At 71.8% G+C, this 20446-nt stretch carries 23 protein-coding genes and 2 tRNA genes; 12 read left to right on the top strand and 13 right to left on the bottom strand.

All coding sequences use genetic code 11. From position 1 onward, the window contains the following. Positions 1-8: 8 nt before the first annotated feature. The 5 genes from DVK05_RS00885 to DVK05_RS00865 all read left to right on the top strand — a co-directional run bounded on the left by DVK05_RS00885 (position 9) and on the right by DVK05_RS00865 (position 4625). Positions 9-797, top strand: a complete 789-nt coding sequence (locus DVK05_RS00885) for an electron transfer flavoprotein subunit beta/FixA family protein (RefSeq protein WP_121561573.1) — start codon at positions 9-11, stop codon at positions 795-797. Then, entirely contained in the window at positions 797-1741 is a 945-nt protein-coding gene (locus DVK05_RS00880) for an electron transfer flavoprotein subunit alpha/FixB family protein (protein ID WP_199712270.1), read from the top strand. The genes DVK05_RS00885 and DVK05_RS00880 overlap by 1 nt, the downstream gene beginning before the upstream one ends. Positions 1742-1823: 82 nt before the next feature. Continuing rightward, a complete protein-coding gene (locus DVK05_RS00875) occupies positions 1824-2747 on the top strand; it encodes a DUF5995 family protein (RefSeq protein ID WP_121561571.1) in 924 nt (307 codons plus the stop codon). Between the two features lie 73 nt (positions 2748-2820). Further along, positions 2821-3804, top strand: a complete 984-nt coding sequence (locus DVK05_RS00870) for a replication factor C small subunit (RefSeq protein WP_121561570.1) — start codon at positions 2821-2823, stop codon at positions 3802-3804. 287 nt (positions 3805-4091) lie between these two features. Then, positions 4092-4625: a metallophosphoesterase gene (locus tag DVK05_RS00865; RefSeq protein WP_121561569.1), complete on the top strand. Its 534-nt coding sequence runs from the start codon at positions 4092-4094 to the stop codon at positions 4623-4625. Positions 4626-4961: 336 nt separating this feature from the next. On the opposite strand, the gene DVK05_RS00860 is transcribed toward DVK05_RS00865, so the two are convergent. From DVK05_RS00860 to DVK05_RS00850, 3 genes are all read right to left on the bottom strand, one after another. Next, entirely contained in the window at positions 4962-7688 is a 2727-nt protein-coding gene (locus tag DVK05_RS00860) for a TRAP transporter fused permease subunit (RefSeq protein WP_121561568.1), read from the bottom strand. Beyond that, positions 7685-8128, bottom strand: a complete 444-nt coding sequence (locus DVK05_RS00855; protein WP_369333269.1) for a DUF1850 domain-containing protein — start codon at positions 8126-8128, stop codon at positions 7685-7687. Before DVK05_RS00855 ends, DVK05_RS00860 begins: the two co-directional genes overlap by 4 nt. Before the next feature lie 194 nt (positions 8129-8322). After that, positions 8323-9294, bottom strand: a complete 972-nt coding sequence (locus tag DVK05_RS00850) for a TAXI family TRAP transporter solute-binding subunit (protein ID WP_121561566.1) — start codon at positions 9292-9294, stop codon at positions 8323-8325. 196 nt (positions 9295-9490) lie between these two features. Here DVK05_RS00850 and DVK05_RS17685 point away from each other — a divergent pair, with 196 nt between their 5' ends. Both DVK05_RS17685 and DVK05_RS00845 read left to right on the top strand, forming a co-directional pair. Further along, a complete protein-coding gene (locus tag DVK05_RS17685; protein WP_255409696.1) occupies positions 9491-9619 on the top strand; it encodes a hypothetical protein in 129 nt (42 codons plus the stop codon). Beyond that, positions 9619-10794 (top strand): inorganic phosphate transporter, encoded by a 1176-nt coding sequence (locus DVK05_RS00845; RefSeq protein WP_121561565.1) that lies wholly within the window; start codon positions 9619-9621, stop codon positions 10792-10794. Before DVK05_RS17685 ends, DVK05_RS00845 begins: the two co-directional genes overlap by 1 nt. 27 nt (positions 10795-10821) lie before the next feature. On the opposite strand, the gene DVK05_RS00840 is transcribed toward DVK05_RS00845, so the two are convergent. The 3 genes from DVK05_RS00840 to DVK05_RS00830 form a co-directional block, all read right to left on the bottom strand. After that, positions 10822-11979, bottom strand: a complete 1158-nt coding sequence (locus tag DVK05_RS00840) for an aminomethyltransferase family protein (protein ID WP_121561564.1) — start codon at positions 11977-11979, stop codon at positions 10822-10824. Positions 11980-12026: 47 nt separating this feature from the next. Then, positions 12027-12326 carry a DUF6432 family protein gene (locus DVK05_RS00835; RefSeq protein ID WP_121561563.1) on the bottom strand — a complete coding sequence of 100 codons (300 nt, stop codon included), beginning with the start codon at positions 12324-12326 and terminating at the stop codon, positions 12027-12029. Between the two features lie 72 nt (positions 12327-12398). Beyond that, positions 12399-12920, bottom strand: coding sequence for an archaemetzincin family Zn-dependent metalloprotease (locus DVK05_RS00830; RefSeq protein ID WP_121561562.1), 522 nt, complete (start codon positions 12918-12920; stop codon positions 12399-12401). 39 nt (positions 12921-12959) lie between these two features. On the opposite strand from DVK05_RS00830, the gene DVK05_RS00825 reads away from it, so the two are divergent. From DVK05_RS00825 to DVK05_RS00815, 3 genes are all read left to right on the top strand, one after another. After that, complete coding sequence (locus DVK05_RS00825; RefSeq protein ID WP_121561561.1) at positions 12960-13430, top strand: UPF0146 family protein; 471 nt, start codon at positions 12960-12962, stop codon at positions 13428-13430. A 117-nt stretch (positions 13431-13547) separates the two neighbouring features. After that, positions 13548-14411: a TIGR01548 family HAD-type hydrolase gene (locus tag DVK05_RS00820; protein ID WP_121561560.1), complete on the top strand. Its 864-nt coding sequence runs from the start codon at positions 13548-13550 to the stop codon at positions 14409-14411. Between the two features lie 242 nt (positions 14412-14653). Next, complete coding sequence (locus DVK05_RS00815) at positions 14654-15112, top strand: OsmC family protein (protein ID WP_121561559.1); 459 nt, start codon at positions 14654-14656, stop codon at positions 15110-15112. 72 nt (positions 15113-15184) lie between these two features. Here the strand turns inward: DVK05_RS00815 and DVK05_RS00810 are convergent. The 3 genes from DVK05_RS00810 to DVK05_RS00800 form a co-directional block, all read right to left on the bottom strand. Next, positions 15185-15260: transfer RNA gene (locus DVK05_RS00810), tRNA-Ile, on the bottom strand. Positions 15261-15304: 44 nt separating this feature from the next. Beyond that, positions 15305-15769 (bottom strand): group I intron-associated PD-(D/E)XK endonuclease, encoded by a 465-nt coding sequence (locus tag DVK05_RS00805; RefSeq protein ID WP_121561558.1) that lies wholly within the window; start codon positions 15767-15769, stop codon positions 15305-15307. Between the two features lie 49 nt (positions 15770-15818). After that, positions 15819-15927 (bottom strand) — tRNA-Asn (locus DVK05_RS00800). A 160-nt stretch (positions 15928-16087) separates the two neighbouring features. On the opposite strand from DVK05_RS00800, the gene cca reads away from it, so the two are divergent. Further along, positions 16088-17518: a CCA tRNA nucleotidyltransferase gene (gene cca, locus DVK05_RS00795; protein WP_121561557.1), complete on the top strand. Its 1431-nt coding sequence runs from the start codon at positions 16088-16090 to the stop codon at positions 17516-17518. Between the two features lie 19 nt (positions 17519-17537). Here the strand turns inward: cca and DVK05_RS00790 are convergent, their stop codons facing one another. The 4 genes from DVK05_RS00790 to DVK05_RS00775 all read right to left on the bottom strand — a co-directional run bounded on the left by DVK05_RS00790 (position 17538) and on the right by DVK05_RS00775 (position 19880). Next, entirely contained in the window at positions 17538-17852 is a 315-nt protein-coding gene (locus DVK05_RS00790) for a hypothetical protein (RefSeq protein WP_121561556.1), read from the bottom strand. A 69-nt stretch (positions 17853-17921) separates the two neighbouring features. Then, positions 17922-18281, bottom strand: coding sequence for a CrcB family protein (locus DVK05_RS00785; protein ID WP_121561555.1), 360 nt, complete (start codon positions 18279-18281; stop codon positions 17922-17924). After that, positions 18278-18682 carry a CrcB family protein gene (locus tag DVK05_RS00780; RefSeq protein ID WP_121561554.1) on the bottom strand — a complete coding sequence of 135 codons (405 nt, stop codon included), beginning with the start codon at positions 18680-18682 and terminating at the stop codon, positions 18278-18280. The genes DVK05_RS00785 and DVK05_RS00780 overlap by 4 nt, the downstream gene beginning before the upstream one ends. 49 nt (positions 18683-18731) lie before the next feature. Continuing rightward, a complete protein-coding gene (locus tag DVK05_RS00775; protein ID WP_394338852.1) occupies positions 18732-19880 on the bottom strand; it encodes an ATP-binding protein in 1149 nt (382 codons plus the stop codon). Positions 19881-19960: 80 nt separating this feature from the next. Here DVK05_RS00775 and DVK05_RS00770 point away from each other — a divergent pair, with 80 nt between their 5' ends. Then, complete coding sequence (locus tag DVK05_RS00770) at positions 19961-20437, top strand: carboxypeptidase regulatory-like domain-containing protein (RefSeq protein WP_121561553.1); 477 nt, start codon at positions 19961-19963, stop codon at positions 20435-20437. The last annotated feature ends 9 nt before the right edge of the window (positions 20438-20446 follow it).

The following is a 20446-nucleotide window of genomic DNA, read 5'->3' as shown; positions in this document are numbered from 1 at the left end:
TATCGATCATGAAGGTTCTGGTGACCGTCAAGGAGGTCGCGGAGGCCGACGACGACTTCGCGATCGAGGGGACCGACATCGCCGAGTCCGACCTCGAGTATGACCTGAACGAGTGGGACGACTACGCCGTCGAGGCCGCCGTCCAGCTCGCCGAGGCCGGCATCGCTGACGAGGTCGTGACCGTCACCGTCGGCCCGGAGCGCGCCGAGGAGACGATCCGGATGGCGCTCGCGAAGGGCGCCGACCGCGCGGTCCGCGTCTGGGACGACGCGCTCGCCGGCGGGTTCGCCGACGTGGCCTCGAAGGTCGACCTGTTCGAGGCGGTCGTCGAGGAGGAGGAGCCGGACCTGATCCTCGGCGGCGTCCAGGCCGCGGACACCGGCTTCGGCGCGACGGGCGTCGCGCTCGCCGAGCGGATCGGCTTCGAGCACGCCGCGGTCGTCAACCACCTCGACGTCGACGCCGACGCGGGCGTGGCGCACGTCCACCGGGAGCTGGAGGGCGGCGTCGAGGAGCTGACCGACGTGGACCTCCCGGCGGTGCTGACGGTCCAGACCGGGCTCAACGAGCCGCGGTACGCGAGCCTCCGCGGGATCCGACAGGCCCAGCGCAAGGAGATCGCGCCGAAGGACCTGTCCGACCTCGGGCTGAGCGCCGAGGACGTCGAGAGCGCGCTGACGATCACCGAGATGTACGAGCCGGAGAGCGAGTCCGACGCGGAGATCATCGAGGGCGACGCCGGCGAGTCCGCGGGTCGCCTTGCCGAGGTCCTGCGAGACAAGGGGGTGGGCGCGTGATGAGCGTGCTCGTCGCCGCCGAACACCGCCGCGGCGCGCTCCGGGACGTGACGTACGAGGCGATCACGGCCGGGCGGGAGCTCGCCGACGCGCGCGGCGCCGACCTCCACGTGGCCGTCATCGGCGGCGACGTCGACGGCTTCGCGGAGGACCTCAACCGCGAGGGCGTCGACGCGATCCACGCCGTCGACGACGGCGAGGAGTTCGACCACAACGCCTACCAGGCGGCCGTCTCGACGCTCGCGGACCGGCTCGACGCCGGCGCGGTGGTGCTGCCGAACTCCGTCAACGGCCTCGACTACGCGCCAGCGCTCGCGGAGGACCTCGGCGTCCCCGTCGTGACCGACGCGGTCGGGATCGACTACGACGACGGGCTCACCGTCACCCGCGAGATGTACGGCTCGAAGGTGGAGACGACCGTCGACGTGGCCGGCGACCGCTTCGTCATCACGGTCCGCGGCGGCGAGTGGCCGCCCGCGGAGGGGGTCGGCGACGCGACCGTCGAGGCGGCCGACGTCGACATCCCCGAGTCGGGCGCCCGCGTCACGGGCTTCGAGGAGGTCGGCGGCGGCGACGTCGACATCGCGGACGCCGACGTGCTCGTCTCGGTCGGCCGCGGCATCGAGGAGGAGGAGAACCTCGAACTCGTCGAGGAGCTCGCCGACGCGCTCGGCGCGACCCTCTCGGCCTCGCGGCCGATCGTCGACAACGGCTGGCTGCCGAAGAACCGGCAGGTCGGCCAGTCGGGGAAGGTCGTCACGCCGGACGTGTACATCGCCGTCGGCATCTCCGGCGCGGTCCAACACGTCGCCGGCATGAAGGGCTCGGACACGATCGTCGCCATCAACACCGATCCGAACGCGCCGATCTTCGACATCGCCGACTACGGGATCGTCGGCGACCTCTTCGACGTGGTGCCCGAGCTGATCGACGAGTTCGCGTAGTCGGCGCCGGGCCCGCTCGCAGCAACGTTCTTTGACTCCGGCCGAGTACCGGTCGGTCGGACGGCCCGACCGTCCGCCAGTCATGACCCCGACCCGCGCCGCCGTCCCGACGACCGCAGAGGCGAGAGCGCTGCTCGTCGGGCTCCGCCGAGCGGTCGACGGCGAGCGGGACGCGATCGCCGCGGAGCTGCCGGACGACGAGCCGGACGCGGCGCTGCTCGACCTCGTCGCGGCGCCGTTCGCGTCCGTCGACGACGTCGCCGAGCGGCTGGCGGAGACCGAGTCGTACCTCCGGGAGCGGGGCGACCGCCGCGCGGTGTTCCTCACGGTGTACAGCCGGATGACGGCGACCGTGCGGACCGCCATCGACGACGGCGCCTTCGTCGACCCCGAGTGGACCGCGGCGTACCTCGTCGCCTTCGCGGAGCGCTACCGCCGGGCGCTGGTCGCGTTCGAGCGGCGGGCGTTCGACTCGCTCCCCCGGCCGTGGCTGCTCGCCTTCGCCGCCGCGGCCCGCGGGGAGACGCTCGTCGCGCAGGACGCGCTGCTCGGGATCAACGCGCACATCGCCTACGACCTCACGTACACCCTCGGCGACGTGGGGATCGACCCCGACCGCGGCGCCAAACTGGAGGACCACGACCGCATCAACGCGGTACTGGCCCGGCTCGTTCAGACCGCCCAGGACGCCCTCGTCGAGGCGTACGGGGCGCTCGGAATCGCCGGGATCGACGCGGCGTTCGACCCCCTCGACGACCGGCTGGCCCTGCTCGGACTGACGGCGACCCGGGAGTTCGCGTGGCGAAACGCCGTGTTACGCGCGGACCTCCCGGCGTGGCTCGCCGGGCGGTACGTCGACTGGCGGACCGAGACCGTCGCGACCGGGGCGGCGGCGGTCGTGCTGGCGCCGGGGCTCGACGCCGAGACGAGCGCGCGGCTCCGGCGGACGGAGGCCGACGCCGACGCCGCCGGCGCGTTTCGCGAGGCGGTCCGGCGGCGGACGTAGCCTCGCCGAGGGCGCGCGTCGGCGCGGCCGGCTCTCGGTTCGTTTATGACCCCGCCGGCCCTCGGATCGGGCAATGAGCGAGGCCGACGAGCAGGCGGCTGCGACCGCGACGGGGCGGGAGATCTGGATCGAGAAGTACCGGCCGCAGTCGCTCGACGACATCCACGGGCAAGCGGAGATCGTCGAGCGCCTCCAGAGCTACATCGCGCAGGACGACGTGCCCCACCTGCTGTTCTCGGGGCCCGCCGGGATCGGCAAGACCACCGCGGCGACCGCCATCGCCCGCGAGATATACGGCGAGGACAACTGGCGCGGCAACTTCCTGGAGCTGAACGCCTCCGACCAGCGCGGGATCGACGTCGTCCGCGACCGGATCAAGGGGTTCGCGCGCTCGTCGTTCGGCGGCGACTTCCGGATCGTGTTCCTCGACGAGGCGGACAGCCTCACCGACGACGCCCAGTCGGCGCTGCGCCGCACGATGGAGCAGTTCTCCGACAACACCCGGTTCATCCTCTCGTGTAACTACTCGTCGAAGATCATCGACCCGATCCAGTCGCGGTGCGCCGTCTTCCGGTTCTCGCCGCTCTCGGACGAGGCGGTCGGCGGGATGGTCCGCGAGATCGCGGCCGCCGAGGGTATCGAGGTGACCGACGAAGGGGTCGACGCCCTCGTCTACGCGGCCGACGGCGACATGCGCCGCGCGATCAACTCGCTCCAGGCGGCGGCGACGACCGGCGACGTGGTCGACGAGGAGGCCGTGTACGCGATCACGGCGACCGCCCGCCCGGAGGAGATCGAGTCGATGGTGACCGACGCGCTGGAGGGCGACTTCGCCCGCGCCCGCTCGACGCTCGACACGCTGCTCACGGAGACGGGGATGGCCGGCGGCGACGTGATCGACCAGCTCCACCGCTCCGTCTGGGAGTTCGACCTGAGCGAGCGCGAGGCGGTGCGGCTGATGGAGCGCATCGGCGAGGCCGACTACCGGATCGCGGAGGGCGCCAACGAGCAGGTCCAACTGGAGTCGCTGCTCGCGGCGCTTTCGCTGGACGAGTAGGCTGTTTCCGGAACGCTACTCGTCGTTTTGTACCTTGCTGGCCACGGATCAACGGTGAACACCGCCGAATCCCCAGCCGCTCGGCTGTACGCAAGTGGCCACAGATCGACGGCGAACACCGCCGAAGCCCCGCCCCGCTCCGCACGGCACCTCACGCCTCCCCAGCCTCGTCGCTCACTCCCTTCGCGACTCCCTCGCACGCGCCGTTCGCGCCCGCCGGGCGCTCACGGGCGCGCGCCACGGTAGCAGGCGCGCTTTTTAAAACACGCCGGCGCGGAGAGTCGGTCATGCTCGTCGTCGTCTCCGACACGCACGCACGCGAGGAGTCGAGGCTTCAGGGGCGGACCGCCGAGGCGGTCCGCGAGGCCGATCTGGTGGTCCACGCGGGCGACTTCTACCGAGAGCCGGTGTTGGACGCGTTCCGGTCGGCCGCCGCGAGCCTCCGCGCCGTCTACGGCAACAACGACGACGCCGCGATCCGCGACCGCGTCCCCGAGGTGCGGACCGTCGAGTACGCCGGGGTCCGGTTCGCGGTCACCCACCGGCACCGCAGCGGCGACACCGGGCTCGTCATGCTCGGCCGCGGCCGCGACGCGGACGCCGTGATCTGCGGCCACAGCCACCGCCCGCGGTTCGACGACTCGGGCGGGCTCCCGATACTGAACCCGGGGAGCCACGCGCAGCCGCGCGGGAACCGCCCGGCGCACGCGGAGCTGACGCCGGTCGACGGCGAGAGCGGAAACGGGCTGGACGGGCGGCTGGTGACGCCTGACGGCGAGGCCTTCGAGACGTTCCGCATCGAGGGCGGGAGCGCGGAGTAACGGGCGCGAGGAGCGGGCGCGCGAGGCCGTCGTGCGCGTCGGCGGGGACCGATCGCGACGCCCCGCGTGCGGCCGGACCGGCCGACGGTCGTGTGCACGGTGGAGGACCCGAGTCGGTGCGGGTGGGAACGCCGGCGGTCGGACGGCGGCCGGGGGAGGGGTTCTGGGCAGGGAGGGAGGCAGCGAGTCCGACCGGCCGGCGCGTCGACCGGCTTCTCCGAGCGTGTGAGGGCCGAAGCGGGGGTCGCGTTTCCACTTACGAGCGGCGCGATCATATAGGTGTCTGAGGCGCAAACGAGCGTTTTAGTCACCGAAACGCGACGGCCCCGGGCGACCTCAGGCGGTCGTCGGCTCGCCGGAGGGGCCCGCGGGCTCGACGCTGGCCTTGCGCCGGTTCCTGACGGTGAGCGCGACGAACAGCACGAGGCCGACGCCGCGGAGCGTCAGGTCGAGCAGGAGCGCGTTCACCGAGACGCTGACGCCCGCGAGGCCGAGGACATCGAAGACCGACTCCGAGAGCAGCCGGGGTGCCATGAGCAGCAGCGAACTGAGTGCGAACACGGCGCGCTCGGGCTTCGGGACGTCGGCGTACAGCGTCCCGATGACGGTCGCGCCAAGCGCCACGACGCCGAGGAAGACGCCGACGACGGGGATCAGGATCTCCGGCACGGAGTACGACAGCTCCGCGAGGTCGGCGAAGTTGACGACGCGGTACTGCTCGCGGAGCGGCAGTTCGTCGGCGTTCGCCTTCTCGCGCAGGAGGACGACCCCGGGGGCAAGCACGAACGCGAACGGAACGATCGCCTTGTTCAGCGACAGCGAGAACGCCTTCACGCCAGTCTCGAACGGGTCCGACTTCGCCACCCCGCTCGCGGCGTAGGCGGCCACCGCGACCGGCGGCGTGATGTCGGCCATCACGCCGAAGTAGAGGATGTACAGGTGCGCCGCGAGCAGCGGGATCCCGAACTCGACGAGCGGCGTCGCGAGCATCGAGATCAAGATGATGTACGTCACGGTCGTCGGCATCCCCATCCCGAGGATGATGCTCGCGACCGCGGTGACGAGCAGCATGACGACGATGGACCCCCCGGACAGCTCCAAGAGGAGCGAGGTGAGGTTCGGTCCGAGCCCGGAGACGCTGATGACGCCCGGGATGATCCCCGCCGCGGCGACCGCGATGACGACCGGGACGGCCGTCCGCGCGCCCTCCTCCATCGACTTCACGACGAAGGTCCCGACGCGGAACAGCTGGTTGTCGCCGAGGTCGCGACCGGTCCGCTCGCCGGCGGACTCGGCGGCGGTCTGGACGGTGGGGTTGAGATCGAGCACCGCCGACTGGACGTCGGCGTGGACGATCATCGTCGCGACGCTGCCGAGCATCGCGTACCACCCGATCCGCGGGCCGATGACCGCGAGGGCGTCGCCGAGCGGGACCCCGGCCCCGCCGGCGCCGGCGAGGAGTCCGGTGATCGGGACGCCGGCGACGGTGTAACTCGCCAGCTCGACGCCGAAGATGGCCGCCGTCGACGCGAGGAGGAACACCCGGGTCTGTTCGCTGTACGCCGCGATGAACGCGATGAGCGCGACCAGCGCGACGAGCGTGAACCACGCCGACCGCGACACGGAGAGCCGGGCGCCGATCAGGTAGTAGAGGAGCAGCACGATGGGGACCAGGTAGAACCACCCGCGCTTGAGGTGGGTCCCGAGCGACACGGTGTCGGCGTCGACGCCGCCGATCCCCTGTTGGACAGCCTTGAGGTGGACCATCACCCAGACGCCGAAGAAGAAGACGATCGCCGGGATCGTCGCGAGGATGATGATCTCGCGGAACGGCGTCGCGGTGTACTGGACCATGAGGAACGCCGCAGCCCCCATCACCGGGGGCAGGATCTGGCCGCCGGAGGACGCCGACGACTCGACCGCGCCGGAGAACTCGGGCGAGTAGCCCGACTTCTTCATCAGCGGGATGGTGAACGCGCCCGTCGTGACCGTGTTCGCGATCGACGAGCCCGAGATGGTGCCCATGAAGCCGCTGGCGAGGATGCTCGACTTCGCCGGGCCGCCCTTCCGGTGGCCGGTGGCGGCGTACGCGAGGTCGATGAACCACTGGCCCGCGCCGCTCATCTCGAGGAACGAGCCGAACAGGATGAAGATGTAGATGAAGCTGACGGAGACCGTCACCGGGATCCCGAACACCCCGTTTTCGGTGTTGTACCACAGGTTCTGGATGATGTCGGGCCAGGTGAACTGGGGGATCGCGAGGAGCCCGACGAACGGCGTGTTACCGCTGATGAGGTACCCCCAGCGGGCGTACACGATGAAGCTGGCGACGATGATCATGAGCGGCAGCCCGAGCGTCCGCCGGGTGGCCTCCAACACGAGGAGGACGCCGAGCACGCCGAGCAGCATCGCGTAGGAGTACTCGCTGACGAACGGGACGCCGCCGAGAAGCGGTTCGAGGACCGAGTAGACGCCGGTGATCGGGCGGCCGGACTCGAGCCCGAAGGCGCGGATGTCGCGGATCTCCCGGAACTCGGTGAGGAAGTAGACGACCGCGAGCAGCGAGACGATCATACATGCCACGTCAAAGGGCGTGACGCGGCTGCGGTCCGGGTCGACGAACGCCCACCGGACCGCGCGCCGAACGCCGTCGAGGGCCCGCGAGAGCGGGTTCGAACCGCCGAGGCGGTTCACGGCGGCGTCGACCGCTCCGCCGAGCCGCCGCGAGAAGGGCCCGTCGCCCATGGTGGCCGGGAACATCAGGAAGGTGAGCACGAGCGCGAAGCCGACGTGGACCGCGTTGGCCTGGAGCAGTTGGAGCGAGATCTGTATCGGCCGCACCGCGAACAGGCCGAGATCGATCGTCGGCAGCGGTATCGTGAAGGTGAAACTGCGCGCCGCGAGCGCCAGTTGGAAGAGCGAAAAGCAGATCCCGATGACCGCGACGGCGAGTGCGGCGAGCCCCTGTAACGACCGCCGGCGCTCGATCTCGTCGATTATCTCGTCGGCCTCTTCTCTGGAAATCTCCTCGGCGTCGTCCGGTTGTGTGTCGTTCGTGCTCATGAGAATACGTCCGTGAGGCCCCGGCGTTCCACGCGGATCCGAACGTCCCTCGCGTCGGTCTCCGCGACCAGGTCGTACCGGGTGTCCTCGACGATCAGAGTGTGGTTAGCGATCCGCCCCGGGGAGACCGACAGGGTCTCGAGCGTCGTTATCGGTCCGGGCGGGTCGTAGACGAAGGTCCCGTTGACGTTCGTGACGTTCACCCGCGAGGGGAGTCCCCAGCCGTACGACTCGAACTCCATGCGCGTGTTCACGAGCGTCTCGCCCTCGACGCGGTACTCGTCGTACACCGGGGTCTTCTCGACGCTGTGGGTGTACGACAGCGCGACCGTGCTCCCGTCGTCGACCGGGTGCGTCAGGTAGCGCTCGCCGGTGTCGATCCCTTCGACGACGAGCACCTGTCCGGAGGGGGCCGCGACGGCGGCGCCGGCGATCGACAGACACAGCGCGACCGCTACCACCGCGAGCGCCGGGCCGAGCAGGTCTCGCGAAGTCGCGTCTCGTAGTACCACGTGTGATGTTCAGGTGCGGTGACGGGTGTCCCGCGTCGGGCGGGGTGCGAGCGCCGCGTCTCGCGGACGGAGACGCGGGCGCGAAGCGGTGCGTCGTCGCCGGATCCGACCTACCGGGTCGGTCAGGCGTCGAAGTACGCCGCGGCGCCCTCGTGCAGCTCGATGGACATCCCGTCCTGAGCGCTGTCGGCGGAGATGAAGTCGGTCTTGATGCTCAGCTCGCCGACGTTGTCGAAGATGGCGCCCGTCACGGTCTCGACGGTCTCGGCCGGGACGCCGGCGTGGGTGGCTATCATCGCCTGGACCGCGACGGTCTCGACGTCGCTGTCGATGCCCGTGTAGGTGCCGCCGGGGATCGTGTCGTCGGCGAACCACGAGGCGGCGTCCTTGACGGCCTGGCGGTTGTCCCCCTGGATCGGGACGATGTTGATGTCGTTCGTGGTCGCGAGCTCCTCGATGGCCCCGACCGGCCAGCCGCCGACGACGAACGCGGCGTCGATGTCCCCGTTCGCGAGCTGTTCGGAGGCCTGCGAGAAGCCGGCGTTCTGCTCGTTGTAGTCGCTGATGCCGACGGCCTCGAGGATCTGGTTCGCGTTGACCTGCGTCCCGGAGCCGAGGTCGCCCGTGTTGATCGTCGCGCCGCTGAGGTCGGAGAGCGACTCGATACCGGAGTCCGATAGGGTGACGACCGTGATCGTCTCGGGGTACAGCGTCGCGACGCCCTGCAGGTTCTCGACGGCGTTGCCCTCGAACGTGTCGATGCCCGTCCCGTTCTTCGCGAAGTAGGCGATGTCGTTCTGGATCAGCGCGAAGTCGGCGGACTCGTCGCCGAGGCTGCCGACGTTCTCGACGCTCGCGCCCGTCGACTGGACGTTCAGCGAGAAGTCCGTGTTCTCCTCGACGACCGTCTTGATCTCGTTCGAGAGCGGGAAGTACGTCCCTCCCGTCCCTCCGGCGTGCCAGCTCAGGCGGGAGCCGTCACCGCCGTCCCCACCGTCGCCGCCGTCGCCGCCGCCGCTACACCCGGCCAGCGCCGCGACGCCGGCCACACCGATCGCTTCCAGTACCTGCCGTCTGTTCTGTTTGTCCGTCATACCAATATAACCCAGAACGATACAGCTATATAACTGTGTTCATGAGGAGAGTAAACAATACCCACTTTACCGGAGGGCAGACCGGGCCTCGCGACGGTAGGACGGACTCGTGGGGGCGTGTGACGGGGGCGCGGCGCGCGCCGGTCCCCGCCGCGTCGCCCGAAACGCATAACACCGTCCCGACGGATTCACGTCTATGCTTCCGGTCCAGCCGCTGTTCGTGCTTCTGTTGGTGGGTCTTCTCGGGCTGTTCTTCTTCGGGTTCCTCCTCGTTCGACGCACGGTGAGGGGGCTGAACGAGGGGTACAACGACGGGCGGAACTGATGGTCGTCGTCACCGCCGCGACGCTCGTCGTCGCCGCCGCGGCCAGCCTCTTCATGGCGTGGTCGATCGGCGCGGGCTCGTCGGGGTCGACCCCGTTCGCCCCCGCGGTCGGCGCGAACGCCATCTCCGTGATGCGGGCCGGCCTGATCGTCGGCGTCCTCGGGCTGCTCGGCGCGACGCTCCAGGGGGCGAACGTGACGGAGGCGGTCGGGACCGAGCTGATCGGCGGCGTGACGCTCACGGCCGCGGCGGCCATCGTCGCGCTCGTCACGGCCGCCGCGCTCGTCGCCGTCGGCGTGTTCGCGGGCTACCCGATCGCGACGGCGTTCACCGTCACCGGGGCGGTCGTCGGCGTCGGCCTCGCGATGGGGGGCGACCCGGCGTGGCCGAAGTACGCCGAGATCGCGACGCTGTGGGTGCTCACCCCGTTCGTCGGCGGCGGCGTCGCCTTCGGCGTCGCCCGGCTACTCATCGGCGAGTCGCTGCCCGAGCGCCCGCTGACCGCGGCGCTCGCCGGGCTCGTGGGCGCGCTCCTCGCGAACGTCGGGTTCGCGCTGCTCGGGCCGGCCGGCGAACAGGCGTCGGTCGCGTCCGTCCTCGGCACGGAACTGGGGATCGGCGGCGCGGGGCCGCCCGCGGTGACCCTCGGGATCGCCGCCCTGGTCGCGGTCGCCGTGTACGCCGACCTCGGCCGCGACCGCGAGGGCGCTCAGCGACGGTTCCTCTTGGCGATGGGCGGCCTCGTCGCGTTCTCGGCCGGCGGGTCGCAGGTGGGGCTCGCGATCGGCCCCCTCGTCCCGATCTTCAGCGAGGTCGGGGTCCCGCTGTGGGCGCTGCTCGTCGGCGGGGGCGCCGGGCTGCTGGCCGGGTCGTGGACGGGCGCGCCGCGGATGATCAAGGCGCTCGCGCAGGACTACGCCTCGATGGGGCCGCGGCGGTCGATCTCCGCGCTGATCCCGTCGTTCGCGATCGCGCAGACCGCCGTCGCCTTCGGGATCCCCGTCTCGTTCAACGAGATCATCGTCTCCGCGATCGTCGGCGCGGGCTACGCCGCGGGCGACGCGGGCGTCAGCCGGAAGAAGATGGGGTACACGGTCCTCGCGTGGGTCGGGTCGCTCGTGGGCGCGTTCACGCTCGGGTTCAGCCTCTACACGGCGGTCGACTTCGTCGTCTGAGCCGCGGCGGGCGCCGCAGTGGGACGCTCAGGCGCGCAGCTCGGGGTAGGTCGGCAGCCTCGCGGACGCCGCGCTCCCGTCGACGAACGGGAGGTCGACCGCGGCGGCCGAGACCTCATCGCCGTCGACGCGGACGGTGACCGGGCCGAGGCCGGCGTCGAACGCGACGAGGGCGAGGGCGACCGGGACCTCGGTCGCGGGGCCGACCGCGGCCCGGGTCACCTCGCCTATCGCCTCGTCGCCGTCGAAGACGGCCGCGCCGGGGGCGGGGAGCGCGGCGTCGATCCCCTCGGGGTCGGCGTTCGCGTCGATGCCGGCGACCGCCTCGGCGGCGCCGTCGAGTTCGAGGCCGACCAGCCGGCGGCTCGGTCGCCCCTGGTTCTCCACGCGCGAGACGACCTCCTGACCCACGTAACACCCCTTCTCGAAGTCGAGCGCGTTGCGGAGGCCGAGGACGTTCGGGACGGTGCCCGCCAGCTCGTACTCGAAGAGGGGCGTCCCGGCCTCGGTCGCGAGCGCGTCCCACGTCCGGTAGCCGAACGGCGCGGCGTTGAGCCCGCGGTTGATCAGGGTGTCGAACACCTCGCCCGCGTCGGCGGCGGCGCAGACGATCTCGTACCCCTCCTCGCCGAGCGGCGCGTCGGTCGCGATCACCGTGACGCCGGCGTCGACCATCGACCCGCGGACGAAGGACAGGGGGTCCTCGGGCGCGCCCGGCCCCCCGAGGACGGACGCGACCTTCTCCGTCGACTTGGGGCCGTGGACGCCGAACACGCCGAACTCGTCGGAGACGTCCTCGATCTCGACGTCCTGGATGAACACGTTCTCCGCCCAGTCGGCGGCGACCGACTCGGCCCGCTCCGGGGGGAGGAAGACGAGCAGTCGCTCGTCGGCGTTGTACACGTACATGTCCGTCTCGATCCCGCCCTGCGGGTCGAGCAGCAGGGCGTAGGTCCCCTCGCCGTCCGCGGTCGGGACGCGGTTCGAGACGGCGTTGTCCACGAACTCGACGCGGTCGTCGCCCCTGACGGCGAGGACGCCGTACCCCATCTCGATCACGCCGGCGACGTTGCGGACCGCCTTGCCGACGCGGACGGGCTTCCCGTAGTGGTCGACGACCTCGCGGCCGCCGCGGTCGCGGTACACGGCGCCGTGCGCGTCGTGGGTGCCGGAGACGAGCGTCATGGCCGAAGGGACGCGAGCGAGAGCCAAAAGGCCGCCGTCTCCGGCGGCTACAGTCCGAGGCGGTCGCGGATCGCGTCGACGAGCCCCGCCGACGGGTCGTCGCCCGGCGCCTCGGGGTCCGGAACGACCTTCTCGTGGGCGTACACCCGGACGTGCTCGTCCGACTCCACGGTGATGAGCGAGTCCTCCTTCAGCGCCGAGAGGGCCTCCTCGACGGCGTCGATGTCGGCGTCGACGGCCGCGCGAAGTTCGAGGACCGTCATCCCCTCGTCGCCGCGGTCGACGAGCGCGTCGAGCAGCGCGACCTCGACGTCCGGCCGGTCGCGGTATTCCGGCTTTGCGGCCATACGTGTCCCTTGTGCGGGGCGGACTTTACGTCTACCGGCGGTCGGCGAGCGGGCGCGTCGGCGGCCGCGCGCTCAGCGGACCATCCGAGAACAGGTGCCACAGAGGTTCTCCTCTTTCACGTCGACCTCGCGGACGGTGGGGGAAAACGACATCACGCACTTGCTGTTGTCGCAGTGCTCCAGGCCGAGCGTGTGCCCGATCTCGTGGACGACCTCCTTGCGGACGCGGTCGCCGAAGACGTCGACGGCGGGCTTGGTCGAGACGCCGCCGTCCGAAGAGGTGCGGAGCCGGTGGGTGGAGATGACGGAGCCGCTGCCGTTGAGGTACGCGAGGCCGAAGACGTAGTTCCGGCGCCGGTAGTAGAGGTCCTCGGGGGTGATGCCGATGTTCTTCTCGCCGCCGCCGACCCGGGTGACCGTCTCGATGAGGTCCTCGGCGCGGTACTGGTCGCGGTCGGCGTCGAACGCGGAGTCCGGGATCGCCTGGTCGTCGTGGACCGTCACGTCACAGTCGTACACGGAACGCAGCGCAGCGGAGGCCTCCCGTTTCACTCGGGGCGTGACCTCCCCGACCGGGACGATGTCCACGAGCATGGAACCGCTTTTGGCCGCCGCGGGCATAAAGGCCGCGCCGTGGGGTCACCGCCGTCGTCCGAACGGGCGCTCGTCGCCGCACTCGACCCGTACGAGCGGCTGATCGAGGTCGGCGTCGGGCGGCGGCCGGACGTCGCCCTCGCGCTCGCGGACCGCGGCCGAGCGGTCGTCGCCGTCGACGTCGACGTGAGCGAGTCGGCGCGGGAGGCGGCGGCGACGAAGGCGCGGTCGGGGGGCGGGTCGCTCCGCGTCGCCGCCGCGGACGTGACGGCGCTGGCGGCCGACGACGGGCGAGCGATCCGCGACGCGGTCGGCTCCGAGTGGGTCGGCGACGGGGTCGACGCCGTGTACGCGCGGAACCTGCCCGCCGAGATCCAGCGTCCGACCGTCGCGCTGGCCGAGCGGCTCGACGCCGCCTGCCTGTTCACCACGCTCGGGTTCGAGGAGCCGGCCGTCGACGTCCGGCGGCGGTCGCGGGAGGCGGGGACCGTCGTGTACGTCGCCCGGTGACGCCGCGGCCCGGCGACCGCTCCGTCGCGACGTCGAACCGGCAGCGGGCCGTCCCTCGAACCGGCGGCGCCGGCCGCGAACCCGAACGTTCATTCCGCCCCCAGACGGCGTTGCGGTATGCAGGTCGACGCAGTGGTCCTCGACATCGACGGGGTGTTGGTGGACGTGGCGGACTCCTACCGTCGGGCGATCCTCGAGTCGGTCGACCGGGTCTGCGGCAAGCCGATCGACCGTGACGCGGTCCAGGCGTTCAAGGACGCCGGCGGCTTCAACAACGACTGGGAGCTGACCGACGCGGCCGCGCTGTTCGTGTTGGCCCGCCGCGAGGGACTTCGGATGGACGTCGAGGAGTTCACCGACCGCGTCCGCGAACTCGGCGGGGGCCTCGACGCCGCCAAGGAGGTCGTCGGCGACCTCCCGCGGGTCGCGCAGGCCCGCGTCCGCGACCAGTGGGACCGGGACGCCCTCCGCGAGACGTTTCAGGCGCTGTACCTCGGCGCGGAGCTGTACCGCGAGCTGGAGGGCGGCGAGCCGCCGGTCGAGACGGAGGGGTACATCCACGACGAGCCGACGCTCGTCGCCCCCGAGACGATCGCCGACCTCACCGACCGGTTCGACGTCGGCGTCCTCACCGGTCGGCCGGCGGCGGAGGCGGAGATCGCCCTGGAACGCGTCGGCCTCGACGTGCCAGAGGACCGGCGGTTCACGATGGACGACTGGGAGGAGGGGAAGCCGCACCCGCGGGCGCTCGTCGAGCTCGCCGAGCGGTTCGGCGCCGAGCGCGTCGCGTTCGCGGGCGACACCCTCGACGACGTGCGGACCGCGCGCAACGCCGACGAGGCGGACGAGACGCGCGTGTACTACGGGATCGGCGTCCTCACCGGCGGCCTCACCGGCGACGCGGGCCGCGAGAAGTTCGCCGAGAACGGCGCCGACGCCGTCGTCGAGGACGTGAACGAACTGGTGGAGCTGTTGGAGTGACCGGCGGCGCGTCGCGGCCGTACCGCGCGAGCGACCGAGCCAATCCGATTCCTTCGACCGACGCGGTCGCGGAACTCGCCGGTACCGGGGACGAGCCTCGGCGGCGGCTGACGGCGAACCGACCGGTATCGGCGGTCTCGGCGCCCGTGTGCTGCCTCGACGCGAGACGCGGGCGTCACGGCCACCGGCACGAACCGGACCGATTTTGACGGTTTATGGGCCCTCACACGCTAATACGGTCGATGAGTGACGCCAACGCGACGCAGCGGATGGTAGTGCGCGGCGAGAGCGACGGCGAGTCGGCGTTCGTCGCCCGGGCCCGCGACCACGAACTGGTGATGGACGACCCCGAGCCGATGGGCGGCGACGACGCCGGCGCGATGCCGATCGAGTACCTGCTCGCAGCCTGGAGCGGGTGCCTCGACGCGACGGTTCGCGCCGTGGCGCCGGACTTCGACCTCGACGTCGAGGGCGTGGCGGTCGAGGTCGCCGGCGAGTTCGACCCGCGCAAACACCTCGGTCACGCCGAGGAGCCCCGAGCGGGCTATCAGGGCGTCGAGGCGAGCGTCGACGTGGACTTCGCCGGCGACGTGGCCGACGACACCCTCGCCGAGTTCACCGCCGCGGTCGAAGAGCGGTGCCCGGTGAGCGACAACCTCGCGAACGAGACCGCGACCGACGTGACGCTCAGGCGGGAGTAGGTGGGACCGTTCGAGGGACGGATGTCGGCGATGGTCGTTTCGGAGACCGGTCGGTAACGAGGCTGGAACTGATGGGCCTTGCCGGATTTGAACCGGCGATCACTCCGTTATGAGCGGAGGGCTTTGAGCCAGACTAAGCTAAAGGCCCGCGTCGATTTCGGGTACACGAGCGACGTTCTTTAGATTACCGCATTACCCCGACCGGAGGTCGTCGAGAACCGTCTCAAGCCGATACTCCGCGTGCCAGTTGACGTTCGCGCGGTTGTCGTTGGCGGCGGGTTCGTACCGGATCGCGGTCGTCGTCGATCCGGCCTCCTCGATCGCGATCAGGTAGACATGCTCTTCTCTGACGTTCAAAGCGGCGAAGTAGTCGATCTCCCCCTCGTATCCCGATCGCTCGTACCCGTCGCTTTTTGCGCGGACGCTTCTGGTTCTGAACTCCACCGCACCGTCGCGTTTACTGTCGTACGCGGTTTTGACTTGGATCCGGTGGAAGTCGCCGCCGACCTCGGCCACGAGGTCGTACGGCTCGTTGTCGAACGCCGGCGTGAGCACGGAGACGTCCCGAGCGACCAGTTCCGCGATGACGATCGCTTCCGTCGCCTGTCCGCGCTTCTGTGGTTCCTCGAGTCGGTCGTACTGGGCGAGACGCGACATACGAACGGCTGCGTCGCTATCGTACAAAACGAGCGGCCGAACGAAGGGACGCCGAAGCCAGGACTCGAACCTGGGACCGCCTCGTGACTGTGACGGCCGGGGGAGCTTCCGCCGAACGTCGTAACAGCGAGGCGCTCTACCAACTGAGCTACTTCGGCTCACTTCCGGGTACTCGCGTCGTTTTGATATGGCTTTCGTTTCCGCCCGACGGAAGGGGATCAGCGGGACGCAGGGGTGCGAAACGATACCGCGGAGGACAGGTCTCGCGGGCGCCGATCCGACCGACACGTTTTCGGCCGGACCGCGAGACCGTTCGGTATGGACGAGTTGGAGGCGGTGTTGTCGCGGGTCCGCGAGCGGGTCCTCCCGGAGCCGGCGGAACGCGAGCGCCTGCGGGAGACGGCCGCGACGCTGACCGACCGGACCCGCGAGGCCATCGCCGACCTCCCCGTCGACGCCGACGTGGTCCAGGTCGGGTCGACCGCGCGCGGCACGTGGGTCGCCGGCGACCGCGACATCGACCTGTTCGTCCGGTTCGACGCGGACCTCGACCGCGCCGAACTGGAGGAGTACGGCCTCGAAGTCGGCCACGCGGTCCTCCCCGACGGCCACGAGGAGTACGCCGAACACCCGTACGTGAAGGGGAGCTACGAGGGGTTCGACGTCGACCTCGTCCCCTGTCACGACGTGGAGAGCGCCGGCGACCTGGTCTCCGCGGTCGACCGCACGCCGTTCCACGACGCCTACCTCTCCGCGCGGCTCGACGACGACCTCGCGGCGGACGTGGTGCTGGCGAAGGCGTTCCTGAAGGGGATCGGCGCGTACGGGAGCGACCTCCGCACGGAGGGGTTCTCCGGGTACCTCACGGAGCTGCTCGTGTTGGAGCTGGGCGGGTTCGTGCCGCTGGTCGAGTCGGCGCGGAGCTGGCACCCGCCGGTGGAGTTCGACCCCGAGGGGCACGCCGAGCGGACGTTCGAGGACCCGCTGGTCGTCGTCGACCCGACGGACCCGACGCGGAACGTCGCCGCGGTGCTGTCGGCGACGAACCTCGCGCGGTTCCAGCACTACGCCCGGGAGCTGCTCGCGGCCCCGAGCGAGGACCTCTTCGAGCCGGACGAGCCGGAGCCGCTGGACCCGAAGGCGGTGCGCGCCCACCTCGACCGGCGGGGGACGACGCCGGTCGCGGTCGTCTTCGACGCGCCCGACGTGGTCGACGACCAGCTGTGGCCGCAGCTCCGGCGGTCGCTGGACGGGATCGTCGGCGGGCTGAACGACCGCGGCTTCGACGTCCTCCGAGCGCGGGCCATGACGGACGCCGCGAGGGCGACGGGGGACGTTGGCGGGCACGGCGCGGAGAGGACGGTCGGACGCGACGGGTCCGACGGGGCGACGCGGGCCGCGCTGTACGCCGAACTGGAGGTGACCGAGCGGCCGGCCGTCGAGCGCCACGACGGGCCGCCGGTCGCGGTCCGGAAGCACGCCGCGAGCTTCTTCGAGTCGTACGTCGACGACGTCGATCCGGACACCTACGGCCCGTTCATCGACGGGGACCGATACGTCGTCGAGCGGGAGCGGGAGTTCGCCACCGTCCGGGAGTACCTGGAGAGCGACGCCGCGAGCGACGTTGCGCTCGGCGCGCAGGTGGAGCCGGCGTTCGACGACCGCGACGTGCTGGTCGGCGAGGCGGTCGCGACGCTCGCGCCCGCGTTCGGGCGGCCGCTCCGGGAGTTCTACGAGCCGCGGCCGTGAGGTCGGCGAGGGAGGGGGTTCAGCCGGCGACGCGGTCGAGGAGCCAGTAGACGGCGGCGGCGACGGCGGCGACGATGAGCGCGAGCGCCGAGAGGAGGCCCGCGGCGGCGGGGAAGGACAGCCAGAACGCGGCGTAGAAGGCGAGCGCGAACGCGAACAGGCCGACGACCAGCAGTCCGCGAGAGGGGTTCTGCGCGGCGGCGACGAAGGCGCGCTGGGCGATCGAGAGGTCGCCGAACTCGGGTACGTCTTCGGGGTCCACGGCGTCGGAGAGCGGCCCCGAGTCGGCCGGGTCTGTCGACTCGCCGTCGACGGAGCGGTCGGTGTCGGTCACGGACGCGGGTACGGGCCGAGGGATGCTGTACCTATCGCTTGCCGGACAGCGGCCGAGCGTCGGCGCCCCTCACCAGAGCCGCCCGACGAGGAGCGAGCCGAGGAGGAACGCGGCCAGCGCGGCGGCGAGCGTCGAGGCCGCGCCGCCCGCGGCGGCGCGGATACCCGCTTCGCTCGCGGTCCGGACCGTCCCGACGGCGAACGAGGAGAACGTCGTGAACGCGCCGCAGAAGCCGACGCCGAGGAGCAGTGCCGCCGCCGACCCGATCGGTGCGGCCGAGACTGCGCCGAGCGCGAAGCTCCCGAGGGCGTTGACGAGGAGCACCGACCGACGCCCCTCGACGCGGAGCCCGACGGCGTGCCTGGCGACCGCGCCGAGCGCGCCACCGACGCCGACGAGCGCCGTCGCGGGGAGCGGCGCGACGGTCATCGGCCGTCCCGCCCCCCGACGGCGAGCCCGAGCGCGGCCGCGGCGAAGCCGGTCGCGTAGCTGGCGGCGACGTACCACGCGCCGGCCGGCGTCCCCAGCGCGACCGCGTCGGCGACGAAGGTGCTGTACGTCGTGAACGACGAGAGCGCGCCGGTCCCGACGAACAGCCGGACCCGGTCGCTCGACGCGTGGGTCAACAGGAGGCCGAGCGCGAACGACCCGGCGACGTTCGCGGCCAGCGTCCCCGCGCCGGTCGGCGCGCCTCCGGCGACCGCGACGCCGCTCGCGGCGGCGACCGCGGCGACGGCCTCGTTCGCGCCGACGTCGACCGCGTGCCTGGCGACCGCGCCGAGGAAGCCGCCGGCCGCGACGAGCAGGAACCCGTACGGCGTCCGTTCCATGGGCGTCGGTGTGTCCGCGGGCGCTTGTGCGTTCCGAGCCGCCTCCGCGCTACTCGGCGTCCGACGGCCGGCTGGCGCGGGGGCTCGCTCCCCCGTGCGGCGTTCGCCGCTCCCGGATCCGGACCGTGTGGGCCGTCTCGGTCGCGTCGTCGACGACGAGCGCCTCGCCGACGCCCTCGGGGAGCCGGGCGGCGAGGTCGCCGGCGAGGTACGTCGCCTCCGCCTCGGCGAGCCGGTCGACGTCGCGGGCGGCCGTGAGCCGATGAGAGACGAGGAGGTCGGACTGGGAGACGGCGACGCTCGGCAGCGCGGCCGGCCGCTGGGTCGCACAGACCAGCGAGACGCCGGGCGCGCGGCCCCGCGTGAGGAGCGTCCGGAGCGCGGGCTCGGCGACCCCATTGAAGAACGCGTGCGCCTCGTCGACGAACAGCCACGGCAGCCGCCGGAGGCGCCCGTCGATCCGCGCGTCGTAGAGGCCGCGAGCGACCGCGCGGACGGCGGCCCCCGCGGCGGCGTCGGGCACGCAGGCGAGGTCGAGGACGGCGGGATCGCCGTCGGCCGCGAGCGACGCGACCGGCGGCGCGTCGGCGTCGAAGACGCCCCACGAGTCCGCCAGCCGGAGGTGGTTCGCGGCGGCGCGGCGCGTCTCCGCCGGCGCGTCCGCGGCGGCGACCGCCTCCCGGAGCGCCGCGAGCGAGGGCGAGTCGCCGCCGTCGACCGCGTCGGCGACGACGCGCCAGACGAGGCTTCCCGGCCCGCTCTCTGGGTCGAGTCCAAGCAGGTCCGGCCACGTCGACGGCGGTATCGAGCCGGGACGGACCGCGGGGTCGACGACCCGTCCCCCGGCCGCTTCGAGGCCCCCGAAGACGCCCATCGGGTCGACGACGACCGGCGCGACGCCGTCGGCGGCGGCGAGCCCCTCCGCGAGGACGCCGAGCGTGTACGACTTCCCGGTCCCGCGCTTTCCGAAGACGACGCCCGCGTGCGGGCGGTCGAGGTCGACGCCGACGGGCGCGCCCGCGCTCCCGTCGCGGGCGAGGAAGGACCCGATCCGGGCGGTGTGGGGCGGGCGGTCGCCGTCACGATCGATCGCGTCGCCGTGGTCGGAGTCGCTGTCGCTCGCGTCGCCGAGGTCGCGGCCGGGGTCGCTCGCGTCGTCGCCGTCGGGGTCCGGTCCGTCGCGGCCGAGTACGTACACGCGGACGGCTGGCCTCGGTATGGGATAAAAACGGTCGGGCGGCCGACCCTTTATACCGGATGCCGCGGCCAGCGGGGCGTATGTCCGATCGAACACACGACTCGCGCACCGCGAACCGCCGGACGTTCAGCACCGACACCCGCGCGATCGAGGGGCTCCCGGTCCGCCTCGTCATCGCGCTCGTCGTCGGCGTCGCCAGCCTCAGCGTGATGATGGGGATGATCGGCGACATCGACGGGTTGGCCGCGACGGAGCTCGACGCGCAGCCGCAGCCGGAGGTGACCACGCCCGGGGAGCAGTCGATCGACGTCGCGGTCGTCGACCCGGACGGCTCCCGCGTCGCCGACGCGACGGTCATCGTCCGCGGCGGCTCCGCGCGGATCGACGGCGTGGTCACCGCGGAGACGAACGGCGAGGGGATCGCGACCGTCGACGTCGACCCCGAGTTGGGGCCGAACCAGGCCGACGGGACGCTCACCATCGACGTCAAGCCGACGGCGGAGGGCGACTACGTCGACGAGCGGGGGAACACCGAGGTGCTCGTCGTCGAGGAGTGACGCCGCGGC

It is taken from the genome of Halorubrum sp. Atlit-8R (assembly GCF_003666025.1).
GTDB lineage: Archaea > Halobacteriota > Halobacteria > Halobacteriales > Haloferacaceae > Halorubrum > Halorubrum salinarum.
The sequence above is the reverse complement of the archived record's forward strand: the minus strand, read 5'-3'. Positions and strand labels throughout refer to the sequence as shown.